This is a genomic window from Polaromonas glacialis (assembly GCF_000709345.1).
In the GTDB taxonomy this organism is placed as follows: domain Bacteria; phylum Pseudomonadota; class Gammaproteobacteria; order Burkholderiales; family Burkholderiaceae_C; genus Polaromonas; species Polaromonas glacialis.
Map to the genome: position 1 here is coordinate 2,636,894 of NZ_KL448323.1, position 18,115 is coordinate 2,655,008.

Genomic DNA, 18,115 nt, shown 5'->3' on the forward strand with positions numbered 1-18,115 from the left:
AAGGGGCAACAGGCCCGATCACTCAATCATGAACAGGGGCTGGCCGTATTCGACGGCCTGGCCGTTTTCGGAAAGGATTTTCGTGACCGTTCCCGACTTGTCGGCTTCGATCTCGTTAAGAATTTTCATCGCTTCGATGATGCAGACGGTGTCGCCTTCCTTGACCACGCTGCCGATTTCCACAAAAGGATTGGAGCCGGGGCTCGACGAGCGGTAAAAGGTGCCAACCATCGGGGACTTGATCGCATGGCCGGCGGATGCTGCCGCCGGCGCTTCCGGTACAGGCGCCAATGGGGCCGCAGCTTGGCCTTGGTTGGGCACCATGGTCATGGCGGGCTGATGCATCATCATCATGGGAACGCCGCTGGATTTGACGATCCGTACCTTTCCCTCAGCCTCCGTGATCTCAAGCTCGGACACATTGGACTCTGAAACAAGGTCGATCAGGGTTTTGAGTTTTCTTAAATCCATAGATTCTTTCCAACGGAGGTGGATGCTGGCATGCGGCTTGAGACGCATGGTTTGAATACGAGGAAAAATGGAGCGATTGGCCGATCTCCCCTCTTTCTTCGCTTATTTTCTGTTATTTCGTCTTACAGCGCCTATCCGCTCATGATTACGCGGCAACGCAAGGCGCTCTGACACCAAAAAAGGCAAAGTGTACCTCAAGGGCAATCGGGCGAATCCATCCATCGGCAGCCTTCGGGGCCTGCATCCGGTTAACGCCTGATAAAAAAGTGGCGCCCCATGCCATGCCCGGTTTCACACAAGCTGCGTCCACTTCACCAGTTCTTCAGGCAACACCTTGCCAATTTTGCGATAGAGGAGCACCCCGGCAGGGCTGAACACCACGGTAAACGGCAGGCTGCCGGAGTTGTTGCCGAGCGACTTGCTCAGTTCGGTTCCGCCCAGGCCCGCCATGCCGACAGGAAAATTCAGCGGACGCGTCTGCAGCCAGGTGCGCACCGCGCTGGGCTGGTCAACCGCCAGGCCCACGATTTGAAGGTTTTTGTCCTTGTTTTCCTGGTAGAAAAAATCCAGCAGCGGGAGCTCTTCCACGCAGGGCGGGCACCAGGTGGCCCAGAAGTTGACCAGCAGCAGCTTTCCGCGAAAGCTTTCCATGGACAGGGGCTTGCCATCGGGCGTGTCGAAACTGGCGGCCCAGAAGGCGTCGCTCACGGCCTTGTCCGGCGGGCCGCTCAAGGCCTCGTGCGGCTGGAATTTCCACCAGGCGGCGCTGGCACCGGCCAGGGCGGCCGCAGCGGCAACGCCGCCATACAACATGTTTCTGCGATTCACTGCTCAAGCTCCAGAAAGGGGGGACAACAATTTTTGCACGGCCGCCACGTCGCCGCGCGGCGTGCGGCCTTTGGCATCCGGCCGCAAGGCGCCGCGCAGGTCGTCGTGGTCATAGACCATCAGGTGAACGCCGATGTTTTCTTTCAGCGCCGGGCACAGGCTGCTCAGGGAAAGCGCCTCGACGCTGCCGCCGGTGAAGCCGGTCACGGTGCGCGGCTCGTAATCGACGTTGTGCTCGATCAGCGCGATCTCGGCCGATTTCGGGTCGTCGCAAAACAGCTGGATATAGATGTCCGACAGCCGGGTCGCCGTGCCGTGCCAGACCGCGCCGGCCAGGTACGGCCGGAACGGCGCCAGGCGCTGCATCCACACCAGCGCCAGTTCGCGCAGCGCGGCCAGTTCGGCCGGCTGGGTGTCTGCGCAAAACAGTTCGATGTATTCGCGCACGGCGTCTTCCATCTCGCCGTTATCGGGCAAGGCGGTGCGCGCGGGCAGGGCCAGCTGCTTGAGCGCGCGGCGCTTGGCGGGGCCGTATTCCAGCCCTTCTTCGACCACCAGCGCCGCAGCCGTGGCGGCAATTTCAGATTTGAGGGTATTCAATGCTAGGGACGACTGGCGCTGAAGCCAGGAGCGAAGTCAGGTGATCAAGGGTTGCGTGAAAGCGCAAAAGCAATTGTGCCCAAATTAGGGCCGCCACCACGCCCAAAGTTCACCAGAATCCGTAACTGCTATCAAATATATAGCTGCTTGCGAAGATGCATAGTGCGCAGAAGCCATTTTTTCCTTAAAAAATAGCGCCCCGCCAGCGCCTGCCTAAAATACCGGCGATGCACATACATATTCTGGGAATCTGCGGGACTTTCATGGGCGGCCTGGCCGCGCTGGCGCGCGAGGCGGGGCACAAGGTGACGGGTTGCGACACCGGCGTCTATCCGCCGATGAGCGACCAGTTGCGCGGCCTGGGCATCGAGCTGATCGAAGGCTACGGCACCGACCAGATGGCCTTGAACCCCGACGTGTTCGTGGTCGGCAATGTGGTGTCCCGGGCGCGCCTGCCAGACGGACATGCCCAACAATCAAGCGCCGAGGCGCCACTCCCCCATCAGCAGGGGCCGCGGAACTGGCTTCGCCAGACCGCAGGCGCAGCGGCCCCCTCGGGGGGCAGCGAACCACACGAAGTGGGGAGCGTGGGGGCCAAATACCCTTTGATGGAAGCCATCCTCAACAGCGGCCAGCCCTACACCAGCGGGCCGCAGTGGCTGTCGGGCCATGTGCTGCACCACCCGACGCACCATGCCACCGGCCCGCGCCATGTGCTGGCCGTCGCCGGCACGCACGGCAAGACCACCACGACCGCCATGCTGGCCTGGATTCTCGAATGCGCCGGCCTGCAGCCGGGCTTTCTGATCGGCGGCGTGCCGCTGAACTTCGGCGTGTCGGCGCGGCTGGGAACGGGCAATGCCTTCGTCATCGAGGCCGACGAATACGACACGGCGTTTTTCGACAAGCGCAGCAAGTTTGTCCACTACCGCCCGCGCACGGCGATCCTGAACAACCTGGAATTCGACCATGCCGATATTTTTGACGACCTTGCGGCGATCGAGCGGCAGTTCCATCACCTGGTCCGCACCGTTCCTTCGCAGGGCCGGGTGGTTGTCAATGCGAATGAAGCCAGCCTGCAGCGCGTGCTGGCCCAGGGCTGCTGGAGCGAACAGGTTCCGTTTGGCGGCACGCCAGAAGGTGATGGCTTCAGCGCGCTGGGCGAGCCCGGCGACTTCAAGGTGATCAGGGCGGGCGTCGCCGTGGCGCGGGTGCGGTGGGACATCAGCGGCGTACACAACCAGCGCAACGCGCTGGCGGCCATCGCGGCGGCCGAGCATGTCGGCGTGGCGCCCGAGCTGGCCGCCGAGGCGCTGGCGTCGTTCCAGAACGTCAAGCGGCGCATGGAAGTGCGTGGCGTGGTGCAGCGCGAAGGCGGCAGCATCACGGTGTACGACGATTTCGCCCACCACCCCACGGCCATCCACACCACGGTCGATGGCCTGCGCCGCCAGTTGAACAGCGCGGGCAAAGGCGCCGAGCGCATCCTGGCGATTTTCGAGCCGCGCAGCAACACCATGAAGCTCGGCACCATGACCGCGCAACTGCCATGGAGCCTGGCGCAGGCCGACCTGGCGTTCTGCCATTCCGGCGGGCTGGACTGGGATGCGCGGGCCGCGCTGACGCCGATGGGCGAACGCGCCCAGGTGGCGGACGACCTGGCGCAGCTGCTGGCGCAGATCAGGGCCGCAGCCCAGCCGGGCGACCATCTGCTGTGCATGAGCAATGGCGGCTTCGGCGGGATTCATGCGAAATTGCTGGCGGCGCTGGCAAGCTGATGACGCTATTAAAAATATAGCTGCTTGTGCAGGCGCACATTGCGTAAAAGGCTTAAAACGCTAAAAAACTGGCGCTGGCGGTCAAAAATAATCCGACTCCCGCTTCATGATCCTGACCTGCTCCTTCAGCCAGCGCTTGAAGCCTGCGTCGTCCTGCACCAGCGCAATGTCCGCTTCCATGAAGCCGAGTTGCGCCTTCAAGTCTTTGGCTTGCTGTTCGAGCTGACGGCGCAGCGCGGCGGCCGTGGGTGACTGGAAAACGTCCAGATCGAACTCCTCCCTGATGTGCTGTTGCCGGGCAAACAGCTCTTGCTCCAGCTCGGCGGCCTGCTGCTTGAGCAGCCGGCTCATGGCGGCGATGCGTTCCTCGGGCTGCTGCAGCAAATCCTGCGCATCGGCCTGGGCAATGCGCAACTGCAAGTGCAGCAGAGCCATCAGATCCTGCTTGGCATAAGCGGCGTTGGCTTCGCTCATCAACGCGGTTTTGCGCTGGTGCTCGGCCGGGTCGCGCTCGCGGTCGGGGTGCAGCGCGCTGGCGAGCTGGCGATAGACCTGGCGCAGGACGGTGTCGGCGTCTTCCTGCTCCTGCCCGGCCTTGAGCTGGGCGGGCGTGGGGGCTTTCTTTTTCCGGCGCGCCTGGGCCGCTTCGCGTTTTGCTTCGTCGGCCTGCATGGCTTCGTGCAGGCGCTCGTGGCTCGCACGCATCACGGCTTCCAGCGGGTCCAGCGACGCATCTTGCGCATCCATGTCGAGCGAGCCGCCCAGCGCGTCTTCCATCATCGAACGCATCATGGCCGCCTGCTCTTGTTCTTTCTCGCGCAGGCTGCGCGGACTGCGCTGGTCGTGCAGCGCGGCCATGTCCGCATCGCCCCACTCGGCCAGCGTCTGGCACAGGTCCAGAAAGATGTCCAAGCCGTCGCGCTTTTGCGCCGGCGTCAAGCCTTTGCGCTGCAGCCGCTCGTCCAGTGCCAGCACCATGCGGCGTATGGCCGCCTTGTGCTCTGTGCGCAGCGGCTCCAGCGTGCTTTGGTAGAGCGGGCGGAAGGCATCGGCCAATGTCTTGACTTCCGTGACCTGGCCTTCGAGCTTGTCGATTTTGGCCAGCAGGCGGTTAAAGCGCTGCTGCGCGGCGGACAGGCGCGGCCCGCCCTTGCCGCCATCGAGCCGCAGGGCGCTGCCAGGCGTTTGCGGGTCGGCGGCAGGCGCGGCTTCGGCGAACAGATCAGGTTTGGATTTGGATTTAGCTTTGGTTTTTTTCATGGCGTTGGCGTCAACAGGCTTAACAATTGAAGAATATCGTCTTGGGTGCGGTAGCGGCCAAAGGCTTTTTGATCCTGGTCGCGGACGATGGGGAAGGTGTCCAAAATACAGGCGGCGTCCCTGGCATCCAGGCCGTAGAGGTAGAAAAACACCGCATCGAGCGCTGCCAGCCGGGCGCGGCGCTTTTCCTCGTCCCAGACAAAGGGCGGCAGCACCTGGCCCGCCGCATCGACATAGCCCAGGTCACGAGCAAACGGCGCCATGTCGTGGGCGGTGTAGCTCAGCACCAGCACTTGCGGAATCACGAAGTCGGCCACCCTGGGGTGCGGGTGGTGGCCGTTCATGAGCTTGGCGGCACGCACCGCCTTGGCGAAGGCGGCGGGCAGGGGTTGCTGAAAGCGGGCGGCGGCGATGACGGCAGATTGCTCAACGATGAACCAGTTCAGGTTTTGACCCTGGACTTTCTGCCGCAAGACAAAGTCAAACGCCATGCTGCTCAAGTTGGCCATCAGCAAAGGCGCCCACGCCACATAGTCCGCTTTGTGCCCCGCTTGCGGCAGCAACATTGCCATGCTGTTGCCAACGCCACCCTTGGGCACGAGGGCGGCAATCATGGTTCGCATGTTGCTTGGCGCCGTGACCGACTTGTAGGCAATGCACCATTGGCCCGACCATGTTTTTTCCACCTCGGAGGAAAGTACCCAATACTGCGGCGCGGGATAGCGATCAGGGCTGGATTTTTCGATCTGTGAAATGGCTTCGGGCTGCGCAGCGCGCATCAGGTTGGCCGTGTTCACCACCACATCCGCCGCCCGGTGGTCGTACAGCTGCACCATCTTGCCCTCGTACAGCGGCACGGCCTCAAGCCCCGCCGCATTGCGCCAGCGGTTCAGGCCAGCGGACTTGAAGCCCTGCTTTTTCAGCTCGTCGGGCTTGAAAAACAGGCTGGAATCATTGGTCATGTGAAACATGGTCAGGTACTTCACCGGCCAGGCCTTTTCATCGGGCTGCGGCCCCAGCGCCTCGCTGGCTACGCCATGCCGGACCAGCACCGGGTGGCGGGCGTACAGCCCCAGCGTGAGGTCGGCGTCGCGCCGGCTGCGAAAAACCGGCGCGGCGCCGGTGTTGGGGTTGACGCGCACAAAGTCCTCGGCCGTCAGCAGCAGCACGCGCGCCGGGTCGTCCAGCTCGTCGAGCCGGTGCAGGTAAAACGCACAGCGCGTTTGCGCAAAAGTGCGCTCCAGGCCGCCAAACACCAGCGTGCAAAACTTGAAGCTGGCATGCACGTCGGGGAAAAACACCTTGCGGTTTTCAAAATCAAACAGTGCGCCCAGCCGCCCGGTACCGCTGATGCTGCGGAAGAATTCGGCTGCGCCCTTGTCGGCGGCAATGCCGCTGGGCGTGACCAGCGCCACCAGCCCGCCGGGGGCGGCCAGCGCCTGCGCCCGCTCGACAAACAGGCTGTAGAGGTTGGCGTCGCCACCGCCCAGTTGCGGATAGTCGCCGCTGCCCTGCTTGCCGTTGCCCAGCACGCGGGCATTGGTTTCGGCGCGCCCGGCGGCATCAACATACTGCGCCCACCAATCCGCCACTGGCGGCGTGTGGGTGGCGGTCTGGCCCATCTTGACGTGCTGCAGCGCGGCAATCATTTTTTTACGGTCGGCAGCGCGTGGCTGTGCAGCAATGGCCGGAACGCGCTCGGCAAACCATTCGACTTCCTGCAGCTTGATGCGGTCCCACGGCGGATTGCCAATCACCGCGTCAAAGCCGTTGCCCGTACCCGCGCCAAAAACGGTCGGAAAGCTGGTCCACCAGTGAAAGAAGGTTTCGCGCGCGGCCAGCGCGCGGGCGCGGGCCATCAGGTCATTGGCTGCGCTGCTGGCAGCGTCGTCGACCTTCACCTGTCCGGCGGCCAGCACCGTGACGAGGTTGTGATTGGGGTCGAACAGGCGAAGCAGTGCAGCATATTCGGGATGCTGCCCGGCCTTGATTTCGGCTTCGCGTGTGGCCGGGTCGGCAGGCAGCTTGAGCAGGCGCGGCAATTCACTGAGTTTTTTCACTGGCCAGCCGGGCACCAGCCAGCGCATGGCGCGCCAGAAATCAAGCACTGCGTGAACCGGCGCCACCTGCGCGGCGGCCTCCTGGGCGAGTTGTTTGGACAATTGCGCCTCGGCAATGTCCACGTCGGTCAGGTCCGCCACCTGGGCAATGTTGCTGGCCGCCAGCGCCAGCAGGTCAAACTCGCTTTGCAGCAGCAGCGCGCCCGGTCCCTGCAGGTTGCGCTGCACCTGCGGCAGGCGCTCGCCGTGCAGGCTGTCGCCGACTTTGAGGTGATGGTCCAGAAAACTCAGCGGCGCGCCGACGGTGAAGGTGTGCAGCCACAGCGCGGTTTTGGCCAGTTCGACGGCCATGGCGTTTTTATCGACGCCGAAAATGCTTTTCTTCAGGATCATGCGGCGCACGATGTGCCGGTCATCAAGCTGCGCATCGGTCACGGCCCAGCCCCGGTCTTTGGCAGTGGTCTTGATGCTTCGGCGAATCTCCATCACGCGCTGCAATACCGGGCTTTGCCACGGGCGGCCGGCTTCCAGCAGATGCGCGGCCCACGGCTGCGCGTTGACCCGGTGGGTGGCGGTGGTGATGGCCTCCAGCACGCGGTCGGCCAGGTCATCGACCAGCGCCACCAGAAAATGCCCGCTGCCCATGGCCGGGTCGCAAACTCTCAGTTCCAGAATGCGGCTGGCCGGGTCGAGCGCGTCCAGCGCATCCCAGTCGCCCGGGTTGAACGAGCCTTTTTTGGCGAGCTTTTTCAGGTGCGCCTCAAAAGCGGCCATGCGCTCGCTGGCGAGCAGGCCGACAGATTCGCGCAGCACCAGCTTCACCAGATCGTCATGCGTGTAGTAGCTCCCCGAGACCTTGCGCGCAAAGCTGGCCGGAGCGGCAATGATGCGGTTGATCTCGGGCTTTTCCTTGTAGTCGTCCCGTGCCTGCACTTCATGCACCAGGCCGTATTCAAGCAGGCGCTCGTAAATGCCGCCCAGGTGGGAAACGGCCAGGTCGCGGTAGTTGATCCAGCCGTGCAGCAGGTCTTCGGTGCGGCGCGACAGGGCGTCGATGATCGGGGCCATCACGGCATCGGGCACGCTGGTCCGCGCCAGCAGCGGGGCGCGGGAGCGGTCGAACAGGCCGCCGTTGTAGGCGGGCATGCCCACTTCGTCGTCGCCCTTGTCAATCAGTTCAAAGGCGCCCCGCAAAGACAGCCAGATCGGCATCATGGTTTTGGAAAACCGCGTCCCCGCGTCCACCTTGCCCTGCACCTCTTCGCGCAGGCGGCGCACGCTGTAGGGCGCATAGCGCGCATCGCGAACCGGCAGCAAGTTGCGGTCTTCGGCATAGAACAAAAACAGCAGCCGGTACAGCAGCACCAGCGCGGCTTCGCGCACTTCGTCGAGGTAGTCGGGCGTGAACTGCGGGCGCCTGAACTGGCCGTAGCCGATCTCGTGGGTGCGGGCATGCAGGTCGCCGCGCGCCAGCGCATCGGCCAGTTGCGGAAAAATCTCGCCAAACACGCGCGCGCCCAGGTCTTGCGAGACTTTTTCCTCATAAAGCCGCGCCTCGTTCAGGGCATAGCCGTGAAACGTGCGGCCCGTGTCGTCCCAATCCTGCGGCAAAAACGCAGGGCGGCTGAAGAACAGGTAAAACAGCCGCAGGGCGTGGCCGGGGGCCATGTCGTCGATGTCGTGCTGAACGCCAGGCAGGCCAAGCGCGGCGGCCAGGTCAATTTCAAAGAACTCTTCAGAGCGGGAACGCGCATCCTGCCAGTACAGCCGCCACACCGCGCCGTTGGTCAGCATGCCCCATTTGACGGCGCGGCTAGATGCGACATCGACCTGGCTCAGGTAGCGCAGCATTTGCGACGAAGGCGCGTCGGGATCGAACGCGTCCTGGCCGTCGCCCCGGTCGAGCGGGCGCAGCCAGCGCTTGGCCTCCAGAATGGCCAGGCCGTGGCGGTAGCGGCGGTCGTCCTTGGTTTCTGCCAGAGCGGCGGCCTTGGCGGCTGAACTGGCAAACAGCAGGCAGTCGGGCACGGCTTCGCGGCCCTTGGGGTCGGCGTTGACCTGCGGAGGCGTGTCAACGGACCAGCCGAGTTCGGCCAGCACCTTGTTGATGATGAGCTGCTCGGTCTGCGCTTCATTGATCGTGCTGGCGCCGCTCAGCCCCTCGAACAAGCCATGCAGGGCATTGGAAAACGCTGTAAAAACGACACCGTCCAGGCTTTGGCAAGGCGGCGTGTCAAACACGCCACGGGTCAAAAAATGCTGGGTAAAGAGTTGCCCTTGCATGGTGTGCTGCGCCTGGTGAACGTGTGAGATGAGCCGGCCAGTTTAAAGCGGCCCTGCAGGCACTTCGGGCGGGTTGGCCGACGATTGCAGGAGGCCAGGCAACACCAGTACATCCACCGCTATTTTTCAGCGGTTTATGGCTTTTGCGCAACACCCGCCTGCATCAGCAGCTATTTTTTCAATAGCAAAGAATTTTGCCTGTGGGCTTGCGCCGTCAAACCTGGCTCAGTAACTGATGCTCAGCGCCGTGACGTCGATATGCACCATTGGCCGGCCCAGCGCGGTGGTGGCCGCGCGGGCAAAGGCCTGCGCCCATTGGGCGTCGGCAAACTTCACCGGACCGGCGGCCTCGGCCACGACCACGACCTTGTCGGCGGTCAGCAGCTTGCCGGTGGGCCGCAGCGGCTCGCAGCCCATCTGCGTGAACTGCTCGTCGAGCCAGCGGCGCGCCGCCTCGGTGGGCATGGGCTCCAGGTCGTCATGCAGTTCAATCTGCACAGGGGGCTGGTTCTTGAAGGTGACAGTGACTTCGCTGCGCATGGGGGTTTCCTGTAAAAATGATGACGAATCCGGCGCCAGCCTCAGCGCCGCGCCGTATCGCGGTCACTGAAAAAGGGAAAGCCTGGCAACTGCCCGCCGGCCCAGCCTTTGGCGGACTGGCGGGCATGGCGCATCATTTTGCCCGACGCGCCTCGACGGCGGCTGACAAGGTCGCCAGCATGTCCAGCGAATCGTTCCAGCCCAGGCAGGCATCGGTGATGCTGCGGCCGTATTCGAGCTTGCTGGCGTCGTCCTTGCCGGCGGTGAACTTTTGCGCGCCGGCTGTCAGGTGGCTCTCGACCATCAGGCCGAACACCTGGCGCGAGCCGCCGGCGACCTGGCCGGCAATGTCGCGTGCCACGTCCATCTGCTTTTCATGCTGCTTGGAACTGTTGGCATGGCTGCAATCGACCATCAGCGTCGCCGGCAGGCCGGCGGCCTGCAGTGCCTTGCAGGCGGCGTCAACGCTGGCGGCGTCATAGTTGGGCGCCTTGCCGCCGCGCAGAATGACGTGGCAGTCCTGGTTGCCGTTGGTCTGGACAATCGCGACCTGGCCATTCTTGTGCACCGACAAGAAGTGGTGGCCGCGCGCCGAGGCCTGGATGGCGTCGGTGGCGATGCGGATGTTGCCATCGGTGCCGTTCTTGAAGCCGATCGGCGCTGACAGGCCCGACGCCAGTTCGCGGTGAACCTGGCTTTCGGTGGTGCGCGCGCCAATCGCGCCCCACGAAATCAGGTCGCCGATGTACTGCGGCGAGATCACGTCGAGGAATTCGCTGCCGGCCGGAACGTCCAGGCGGTTGATGTCGATCAAGAGCTGGCGCGCGATGCGCAGACCCTCGTCGATACGGAAGCTTTCATCGAGGTAGGGGTCGTTGATCAGCCCTTTCCAGCCGACGGTGGTGCGCGGTTTCTCGAAGTACACGCGCATGACGATTTCCAGCGTTCCGGCGTATTTCTTGCGCTGCTCGGCCAGCCGGCGGGCGTAGTCGAGCGCGGCCATCGGGTCGTGGATCGAGCACGGGCCAATGACCACCAGCAGCCGGTCGTCGGTGCCGGCCATGATGTTGTGGATGTTCTGGCGCGTTTGCATGATCAGCGATTCGACCGCCGTGCCGTTGATCGGGAAAAAGCGGATGAGATGCTCGGGAGGGGGTAGCACGGTGATGTCCTTGATGCGTTTGTCGTCGGTCTCGCTGGTTTTTTCGACGTTCGCATACCAGCTGGGGCTGGCGGGGTTGGCGTTGGCATTCATCACGGGCTTCCTTCTTTAAGATTTCAAAACGGGATTGGCAAATCGGGACGGGCAAAAAAAAACCGCCGGGGGGCCCGGCGGTTTCTGGAGATTCGCTGCGTTTTCTGGTGCTTACGCGAAAGTCTCTCTACCGCCGGAGGCGCTTGAGATCCAAAAATAAGCAAAAGAAAATGTCGCGGAATTCATCTGCTGGAATGTAGCACAGCGCAATGAAATAACCCTTACGCGGTGCCGCCCACCGTCAGGCCGTCAATGCGCAGCGTCGGCTGGCCGACGCCGACGGGCACGCTCTGGCCTTCCTTGCCGCAGGTGCCGACGCCGCTGTCGAGCTTCATGTCGTTGCCGATCATGGTGACGCGGGTCAAGGCATCCGGGCCGTTGCCGACAATCGTCGCGCCTTTGACCGGGTAGAGTATCTTGCCGTTCTCGACCCAGAACGCTTCGCTGGCCGAGAACACGAACTTGCCCGAGGTGATGTCCACCTGGCCACCGGCGAAGTTGCTCGCGTACAGGCCCTTCTTGATGCTGGCGATGATCTCTTCAGGCGCCTTGTCGCCGCCGAGCATGTAGGTGTTGGTCATGCGCGGCATGGGCACGTGGGCATAGCTTTCGCGCCGGCCGTTGCCGGTGGGCTTGACGTTCATCAGCCGCGCATTCATCGAGTCCTGGATGTAGCCCTTCAGGATGCCGTCCTCGATCAGCACGTTGCGCTGGCTGACGTTGCCTTCGTCATCGACATTGAGTGAGCCGCGCCGGTCGGCGATCGTGCCGTCGTCGAGCACCGTCACGCCCTTGGCGGCGACGCGCTCGCCGATGCGGCCCGAAAACGCGCTGGAGCCCTTGCGGTTGAAGTCGCCTTCCAGGCCGTGGCCAATGGCTTCGTGCAGCAGGATGCCGGGCCAGCCGGAACCCAGCACCACGGTCATCTGGCCGGCCGGCGCGGGGCGGGCTTCAAGGTTGGTCAGCGCCGCGTTCACCGCCGCATCGACATACTCGCCGATCTGCGTGTCGTCGAAATAGGCCAGGCCAAAACGGCCGCCGCCGCCGCCCGAACCGACCTCGCGCCGGCCTTTCTGCTCGGCGATCACCGTCACGCTCAGGCGCACCAAGGGGCGCACGTCGGCGGCCAGCGTGCCGTCGGCGCGCGCCACCATCACCACGTCGTATTCGCTGGCCAGGCCGGCCATGACCTGAACGATGCGCGGGTCCCTGGCCTTGGCAAGCTTTTCGACCTTGCCGAGCAGCTCGACCTTGGCCGTGCTGTCGAGCGTGGCAATCGGGTCGAGGTCGCGGTAGAGCGAGCGGCTGGTCGCCACCTTGCGGGTTGGCGTCTTGACACGGCCGGACTTGGCGGCGGCCGAGATGCTGCGCACGGTGCGCGCCGCGTCGAGCAGGGAGGCTTCGGAAATATCGTCGGAATAGGCAAAGGCGGTTTTTTCGCCGCTCACGGCGCGAACGCCGACGCCCTGGTCGATGTTGAAGGAACCGGTCTTGACGATGCCTTCTTCCAGGCTCCAGCCTTCGCTGCGGGTGTACTGGAAGTAAAGGTCCGCATCGTCCACGCCGTAGGAAGTGATCTCGCCCAGCGCCCGGCTCAGGGCAGCTTCATCCAGGCCAAAAGGCGCCAGCAGCAGCTTTTGGGCGATGGCCAGCCGCTCCGATGTGGAATCCTTGCTCGGCCGGGCCGGCGGACGCCCGGAGACATTGGTTTGGCGAACGGAGGCGGCGGCGGAGTTGAGTGAAATCATCGAATGATTGTAGGCAGTGTGACCCGCCAGTGCTGTTCATAGGGATGATGGCTGGAAGGAAGGCAGGCAGGCAAAGCAACAAGCGTGAGGGAGTGGCATTCCCAGCCAGCAGGGGCCACGGAACCGGCTTTGCCGGGCCGTAGGCGCAACAGCCCCCTCGGGGGGCAGCGCAGCACACGAAGTGGCAAGCGTGGGGGCTACATCCTCGGGGGCAGCGAACCACACGAAGTGGGGAGCGTGGGGGCTATGTCTGAACAAGACGTTTTGCCTTGGCAATCGACATCAGCATGCCCAGCGCCAGCCCCAGCGTCACCATGGCCGTGCCGCCGTAACTGATGAAGGGCAGCGGAACGCCCACCACCGGCAGGATGCCGCTGACCATGCCCATGTTGACGAAGGCGTAGGTGAAGAAAATCATCGTCAGCGCGCCGGCCAGCAGCCGCGAGAACAGCGTGGGCGCATCCATCGCAATCGCCAGGCCACGAAAAATCAGGAAGAGGAAGCCGCTGATCAAGAGCAGGTTGCCGACCAGGCCGAACTCCTCGGAATAGGCCGCGAAGATGAAGTCGGTGGTGCGCTCGGGGATGAACTCCAGGTGCGTCTGCGTGCCGGCCATGAAACCCTTGCCGAACACGCCGCCCGAGCCGATCGCGATCATGCCCTGGATGATGTGGAATCCCTTGCCCAGCGGGTCGCGCGACGGGTCGAGCAGCGTGCAGATACGCTGCTGCTGGTAGTCGTGCAGCACCGGCCAGCGCATGCCGTCGGCGCACAGTTGCGGCTCATACCAGACGATCAGAGAGATGCCGATGACGCCGAGCAGCACCGGCGGAAGAATCAGTTTCCAACTCAGGCCGGCAAAGAAAATCACCGCCAGGCCGGCGGCCAGCACCAGCAGCGAAGTGCCCAGGTCGGGCTGCTTCATGATCAGCCCCACCGGCACGGCCAGCAACACCAGGCCCACGGCAAAATCGAAGGGCCGCAACTGCCCTTCGCGTTTCTGGAACCACCAGGCCAGCATCAGCGGCACGGCGATCTTCAGGATCTCGCTGGGCTGGATCACCACGCCGACATTGAGCCAGCGTTTCGCGCCCTTCTTGGTGATGCCAAACACCAGCACCGCCACCAGCAGCGCCACGCCAGTGACGTACAGCGGCACGGCAAAAAACATCAGCTTTTGCGGCGGAACCTGCGCCACCACGAACATGATGGCGCCGGCAATCAGCATGTTGCGGCCATGGTCGGCAAAGCGGGTGCCGTGGTCGTAGCCCGACGAATACATGATCAGCAGGCCGGCGCAGGCGAGCAGGAACACGGCAAAGGCGAGCAGGCCGTCAAAGCCCTGCAGCAGGGGCAGGGTTCGCTTGTAAAGGGAAGGTTGGTCGAAGACGGCGGACATGGCCGCGATTATCGGTTAGCCGGCCAGCCGCCTGGAAGCCCAAGGACATACTCGCCGGCGCTACGATACTACCAAAACCATAGCTATATACGCCCGTCCTGCTTGCGCAAACGGCCTTTATGATGATCAATCATGCAAGACGCAGGCATCAGAACGCCGTGCGCCTGCAGGCGGGCGTTTACCATCGCGGCATGCCCATCACCCACCTGCTGTATCTGCACGGCTTTCGCTCCTCGCCCCAATCGGCCAAGGCGCAAAAAATGGCCACGCTGATGGCCGCCCGCCATCCTGCGGTGCGCTGGTGGTGCCCGCAACTGCCGCCCTCGCCGCAGGATGCCATGGCGCTGCTTCAAACCGGCCTGGCGGACTGGCCGGCCGGATCGATGGCTGTCGTCGGCTCCTCGCTGGGCGGGTTCTATGCGACGGCGGTGGCCGAGCGCCACGGTTGCAAGGCCGTGCTGCTGAACCCGGCAGTCGATCCGGCGCGGGATCTGGCGAAGTACATCGGCGAGCAGACCACCTGGCAGAACCCCGACGAGCATTTTTTCTTCGAAGCCCGCTTTGTCGATGAACTGCGCGCGCTGCAGGCCGGGCCTTTGACAATTCCGCACAACTACCTGGCCATCATTGCCAAGGGCGACGAAGTGCTGGACTGGCGCGAGATGGCGGCGCGCTATGCGGGCGCGCAACTGCGCCTGCTCGAAGGCGGGGACCATGCGCTGAGCGACTTCGACGCGCATTTGCCGGCCATCCTGGAGTTCCTGGAGCTGGCTTGACGCCAGCGCCGCCTGATTACACTAGCCGCACGCCCCGCAAGGGCCATCACCCCGCATCGCCCAGCACCAACCAGGCCAAAGGATTTCGTTGTGTTTGTATTGTTTGAAGAAACCGGCAAGTTCCTGGCCGGCCGCATCCTGTCGGAAGCCGACAGCTCACTGCAGGTCGAGCTTGACTCGGGCAAGCGCGTCAAGGTCAAGGCGGCCAACGCGCTGCTGAAGTTCGAAAAACCCGCGCCCGCCGAGTTCATCGCCGCCGGCCAGCGCCTGGTTGAAGAAATCGACCTGGACCTGGCGTGGGAGTTTGCCAGCGACGAGGAATTCGGCTTTGCCGAGCTGGCGCGCGACTATTTCAGCGCCGACGCGTCCAAGCCCGCATCCGCCGAGCAGCAGGCCGCAGCGCTGTTCCGCCTGTACGACGCACCGCATTATTTCCGCCGCGCCGGCAAGGGCCGCTTCAGGAAAGCGCCGCCTGAAATCCTGCAGCAGGCGCTCGCCGCCATCGAAAAGAAAAAGCAGGTCGTCGCGCAGATCGCCACCTGGGCCGACGAACTCGGCCAAGGCCAGTGCCCCGCGCCGATCCGCGACCAGCTCTACAAGATACTCTTCAAGCCCGACAAGAACAGCGCCGAATACAAGGCGGTGGTCGATGCGTCGCGTGCCACGCACACCGCGCCGCTCGATCTGCTGCAAAAAGCTGGCGCCATCGCCTCGCCCTACCAGTTCCACTGGAAGCGCTTCCTGTTCGAGAACTTTCCGAAAGGCACGCGCTTTCCGGAACTGCAGGCGCCGCCCGTCAAGGACGAGCTGCCGCTGGCCGATGTCAGGGCGTTTTCCATCGACGACTCCAGCACCACCGAGATTGACGATGCGTTGTCTGTTCAAGGTTTGGGCAGTGGCGTTGTCACGCTGGGCGTCCACATCGCCGCGCCCGGACTTGCCGTGCAGCCGGGCGGCCCGATTGATGCGGTCGGCCGCGCGCGCATGTCCACCGTGTACATGCCGGGCTACAAGCTGACCATGCTGCCCGACGACGTGGTGCAGGCCTACACGCTGCAGGAAGGCCGCAACTGCCCTGCCCTGTCGCTCTACCTGACGATGGACGAGGCGACGCTGGAAATCACCGCCAGCGTGACCCGGCTGGAGCAGGTGCCGATTGTGAGCAACCTGCGCCACGACGCGCTCGACAACACCTTCACCGAAGCCTTCTTCGAGGCCGCGCAGCTTGCCGCGCCGGTCGATGTGCCCTGGGGCGTGGAAATGACCTTTTTGCACCGCCTGGCCCGGCACCTCAAGGGCCAGCGCGAAATCGTTCGCGGCAAGCCCGAGAACTTCAACCGGCCCGACTACAACTTCAAGCTCGACAACCCCACGGGCGGCGAGCCGCAGGGCATTGAGACGGTCAGCATCAGCACGCGCCAGCGCGGCGCGCCGCTCGATTTGATCGTCGCCGAGGCGATGATCCTGGCCAACAGCACCTGGGGCCAGTGGCTCGCCGAGCATGGCGTTCCGGGCATCTACCGCAGCCAGGCCAGCATGGCGCCGGGCGTGAAGGTGCGCATGGGCACCAAGTCGCTGCCGCATGCCGGCCTGGGCGTGAAAAGCTATGCCTGGTGTACCTCGCCGCTGCGCCGCTACACCGATTTGGTGAACCAGTGGCAGATCATCGCCGTCACCAGGCACGGCCGCAGCGCCGCGCTGGTCGCGCCTTTCAAGCCCAAGGATGCCGACCTGTTCTCGGTGATTTCATGCTTCGACGCCGCCTACAGCGCCTACAACGGCTTCCAGTCGGGCATCGAGCGCTACTGGACGCTGAAATACCTGGAGCAAAACGGCATCACCGAACTGACGGCCACCAGCTTCAAGGACAACCTGGTGCGCGCCGACGACTTGCCGCTGGTGCTCGGCGCGATGGGCGCGCAGGGTCTGCCGCGCGGCGCGCGGGTGCGGGTCAAGCTGGGCGCGATTGATGAGATCACGCTGGACGTTTTCGGCACCGTCATCGAGCGGCTCGACACCGAAGCCCTGGACGCCAGCGGCGCGCTGCCCGCCGACGAGGGCGACGATGGCGAGGAAGAACTGGCTTCCGGACCGATTTCGATTGCCGTGGACATGGACGAGGCACCGGCGGATGCCGAACCGGCTCCCGCTGCGGCCGCCTGAAGCCGCACCGATGTCCAGCGCGCCACCGAAGGCAGGCACCCGGCATCGCGCCGTCCGGCTGAAACCTGGCCCGCCGCTGGTGAAATCCAGATCGCCCAGCACGCTGCAGGTGGCGCTGGGCATTTCGCTGGCCGTGCATGCCGCGCTGCTGGCGGTCAGGATCGTCGATCCGGAACGCTTCAACCGCGTGTTCCAGGACACGCCTCTGGAGGTGATCCTGGTCAACTCCAAGTCCAGCGACCCGCTAGATGCCAACGCCAAGGCGATTGCGCAGGCTTCGCTGGCCGGCGGCGGCGCGCTTGAAAGCGGCCGGCCGACTTCGCCGCTGCCGCCTTCGCTGGTGGCCAAAACCGGCGACTCGCCCGAAGATGAATACGAGCGGCGGCAGGTCAAGTCGCTCAAGGAGCAGCAAAGGGAACTGCTGCTGCAGCAGACCCGCAAGGAACTGGCCGCGCTGCCGCCGCCCGACCTGAGCGTGCCGTCCCACCTGCGCGCGCAGTCCGAGCAGGATGAAAAGCGCCGGCAACTGGTCAAGCTGCTGGCCGAAATTGAAAAAAGCATCAGCGAAGACAGCGCCCAGCCGACCCGGCGCTACATCAGCCCCTCGACCCGCGAAGAGGTCTATGCGGTGTATTACGATGCGATGCGCCGCAGGATCGAGAAAAAGGGAACGCTGAACTTTCCGCAACTGGCCGGGAAAAAGCTTTATGGCGAGCTGACCATGACCATGACGGTCAATGCCGACGGCAACGTGCTGGCGACCGAGGTGGTGCAAGGCTCGGGCAACCCGCTGCTGGACCGCTGGGCGCAAAGCCTGGTGCAGGGAAGCGGGCCTTTCGAGCCGTTCAGCGAGGCCATGCGCGGCAAAGCCGACCAGATCGTGGTGGTGTCGAGCTTCAATTTCGGGACGGACAACAGCCTGGAAACGAAGCTGACCAACCGCTGAGCCCCAGC

13 protein-coding genes are annotated in these 18,115 nt (G+C 64.0%); 4 read left to right on the forward strand and 9 right to left on the reverse strand.

Features of this window, described 5'->3' with window-relative positions; translation table 11 throughout:
* Nucleotides 1-18: 18 nt before the first annotated feature.
* From accB to EC86_RS0112990, 3 genes are all read right to left on the reverse strand, one after another.
* Nucleotides 19-471, reverse strand: coding sequence for an acetyl-CoA carboxylase biotin carboxyl carrier protein (gene accB / locus EC86_RS0112980; RefSeq protein WP_029526072.1), 453 nt, complete (start codon nt 469-471; stop codon nt 19-21).
* Nucleotides 472-762: 291 nt separating this feature from the next.
* A complete protein-coding gene (locus EC86_RS0112985; protein WP_232229881.1) occupies nt 763-1,299 on the reverse strand; it encodes a TlpA family protein disulfide reductase in 537 nt (178 codons plus the stop codon).
* Between the two features lie 3 nt (nt 1,300-1,302).
* Nucleotides 1,303-1,899 (reverse strand): hypothetical protein, encoded by a 597-nt coding sequence (locus EC86_RS0112990; protein WP_029526074.1) that lies wholly within the window; start codon nt 1,897-1,899, stop codon nt 1,303-1,305.
* Nucleotides 1,900-2,126: 227 nt separating this feature from the next.
* On the opposite strand from EC86_RS0112990, the gene mpl reads away from it, so the two are divergent.
* The gene (gene mpl, locus EC86_RS0112995) at nt 2,127-3,677 is read left to right on the forward strand and encodes a UDP-N-acetylmuramate:L-alanyl-gamma-D-glutamyl-meso-diaminopimelate ligase (RefSeq protein ID WP_029526075.1); all 1,551 of its coding nucleotides are present in this window, start codon (nt 2,127-2,129) and stop codon (nt 3,675-3,677) included.
* Nucleotides 3,678-3,758: 81 nt separating this feature from the next.
* Here the strand turns inward: mpl and EC86_RS0113000 are convergent, their stop codons facing one another.
* The 6 genes from EC86_RS0113000 to rodA form a co-directional block, all read right to left on the reverse strand.
* Nucleotides 3,759-4,937 (reverse strand): hypothetical protein, encoded by a 1,179-nt coding sequence (locus EC86_RS0113000; protein WP_029526076.1) that lies wholly within the window; start codon nt 4,935-4,937, stop codon nt 3,759-3,761.
* Nucleotides 4,934-9,280: an Eco57I restriction-modification methylase domain-containing protein gene (locus tag EC86_RS0113005; RefSeq protein WP_029526077.1), complete on the reverse strand. Its 4,347-nt coding sequence runs from the start codon at nt 9,278-9,280 to the stop codon at nt 4,934-4,936. The genes EC86_RS0113000 and EC86_RS0113005 overlap by 4 nt, the downstream gene beginning before the upstream one ends.
* Before the next feature lie 225 nt (nt 9,281-9,505).
* On the reverse strand, nt 9,506-9,820 hold the full coding sequence (locus EC86_RS0113010) for a hypothetical protein (protein WP_029526078.1): 315 nt from the start codon (nt 9,818-9,820) through the stop codon (nt 9,506-9,508).
* 133 nt (nt 9,821-9,953) lie between these two features.
* A complete protein-coding gene (locus EC86_RS0113020; RefSeq protein WP_029526079.1) occupies nt 9,954-11,075 on the reverse strand; it encodes a 3-deoxy-7-phosphoheptulonate synthase in 1,122 nt (373 codons plus the stop codon).
* Nucleotides 11,076-11,296: 221 nt separating this feature from the next.
* Entirely contained in the window at nt 11,297-12,823 is a 1,527-nt protein-coding gene (gene tldD / locus EC86_RS0113025) for a metalloprotease TldD (RefSeq protein WP_232229882.1), read from the reverse strand.
* 244 nt (nt 12,824-13,067) lie between these two features.
* Entirely contained in the window at nt 13,068-14,222 is a 1,155-nt protein-coding gene (gene rodA, locus EC86_RS0113030) for a rod shape-determining protein RodA (protein ID WP_029526082.1), read from the reverse strand.
* Nucleotides 14,223-14,413: 191 nt separating this feature from the next.
* On the opposite strand from rodA, the gene EC86_RS0113035 reads away from it, so the two are divergent.
* From EC86_RS0113035 to EC86_RS0113045, 3 genes are all read left to right on the forward strand, one after another.
* Nucleotides 14,414-14,998 carry a YqiA/YcfP family alpha/beta fold hydrolase gene (locus EC86_RS0113035; protein ID WP_029526083.1) on the forward strand — a complete coding sequence of 195 codons (585 nt, stop codon included), beginning with the start codon at nt 14,414-14,416 and terminating at the stop codon, nt 14,996-14,998.
* Between the two features lie 90 nt (nt 14,999-15,088).
* The gene (locus tag EC86_RS0113040; protein ID WP_029526084.1) at nt 15,089-17,161 is read left to right on the forward strand and encodes a ribonuclease catalytic domain-containing protein; all 2,073 of its coding nucleotides are present in this window, start codon (nt 15,089-15,091) and stop codon (nt 17,159-17,161) included.
* A gap of 10 nt (nt 17,162-17,171) precedes the next feature.
* On the forward strand, nt 17,172-18,107 hold the full coding sequence (locus EC86_RS0113045; protein WP_084181553.1) for an energy transducer TonB: 936 nt from the start codon (nt 17,172-17,174) through the stop codon (nt 18,105-18,107).
* Nucleotides 18,108-18,115 lie beyond the last annotated feature (8 nt).

Bases quoted from the DNA above. Each gene is read 5' to 3' on its own strand.
- accB (WP_029526072.1), bottom strand. From the start codon at position 471: ATGGATTTAAGAAAACTCAAAACCCTGATCGACCTTGTTTCAGAGTCC.
- mpl (WP_029526075.1), top strand. From the start codon at position 2,127: ATGCACATACATATTCTGGGAATCTGCGGGACTTTCATGGGCGGCCTG.
- EC86_RS0113000 (WP_029526076.1), bottom strand. From the start codon at position 4,937: ATGAAAAAAACCAAAGCTAAATCCAAATCCAAACCTGATCTGTTCGCC.
- EC86_RS0113005 (WP_029526077.1), bottom strand. From the start codon at position 9,280: ATGCAAGGGCAACTCTTTACCCAGCATTTTTTGACCCGTGGCGTGTTT.
- EC86_RS0113010 (WP_029526078.1), bottom strand. From the start codon at position 9,820: ATGCGCAGCGAAGTCACTGTCACCTTCAAGAACCAGCCCCCTGTGCAG.
- EC86_RS0113020 (WP_029526079.1), bottom strand. From the start codon at position 11,075: ATGAATGCCAACGCCAACCCCGCCAGCCCCAGCTGGTATGCGAACGTC.
- tldD (WP_232229882.1), bottom strand. From the start codon at position 12,823: ATGATTTCACTCAACTCCGCCGCCGCCTCCGTTCGCCAAACCAATGTC.
- rodA (WP_029526082.1), bottom strand. From the start codon at position 14,222: ATGTCCGCCGTCTTCGACCAACCTTCCCTTTACAAGCGAACCCTGCCC.
- EC86_RS0113035 (WP_029526083.1), top strand. From the start codon at position 14,414: ATGCCCATCACCCACCTGCTGTATCTGCACGGCTTTCGCTCCTCGCCC.
- EC86_RS0113045 (WP_084181553.1), top strand. From the start codon at position 17,172: ATGTCCAGCGCGCCACCGAAGGCAGGCACCCGGCATCGCGCCGTCCGG.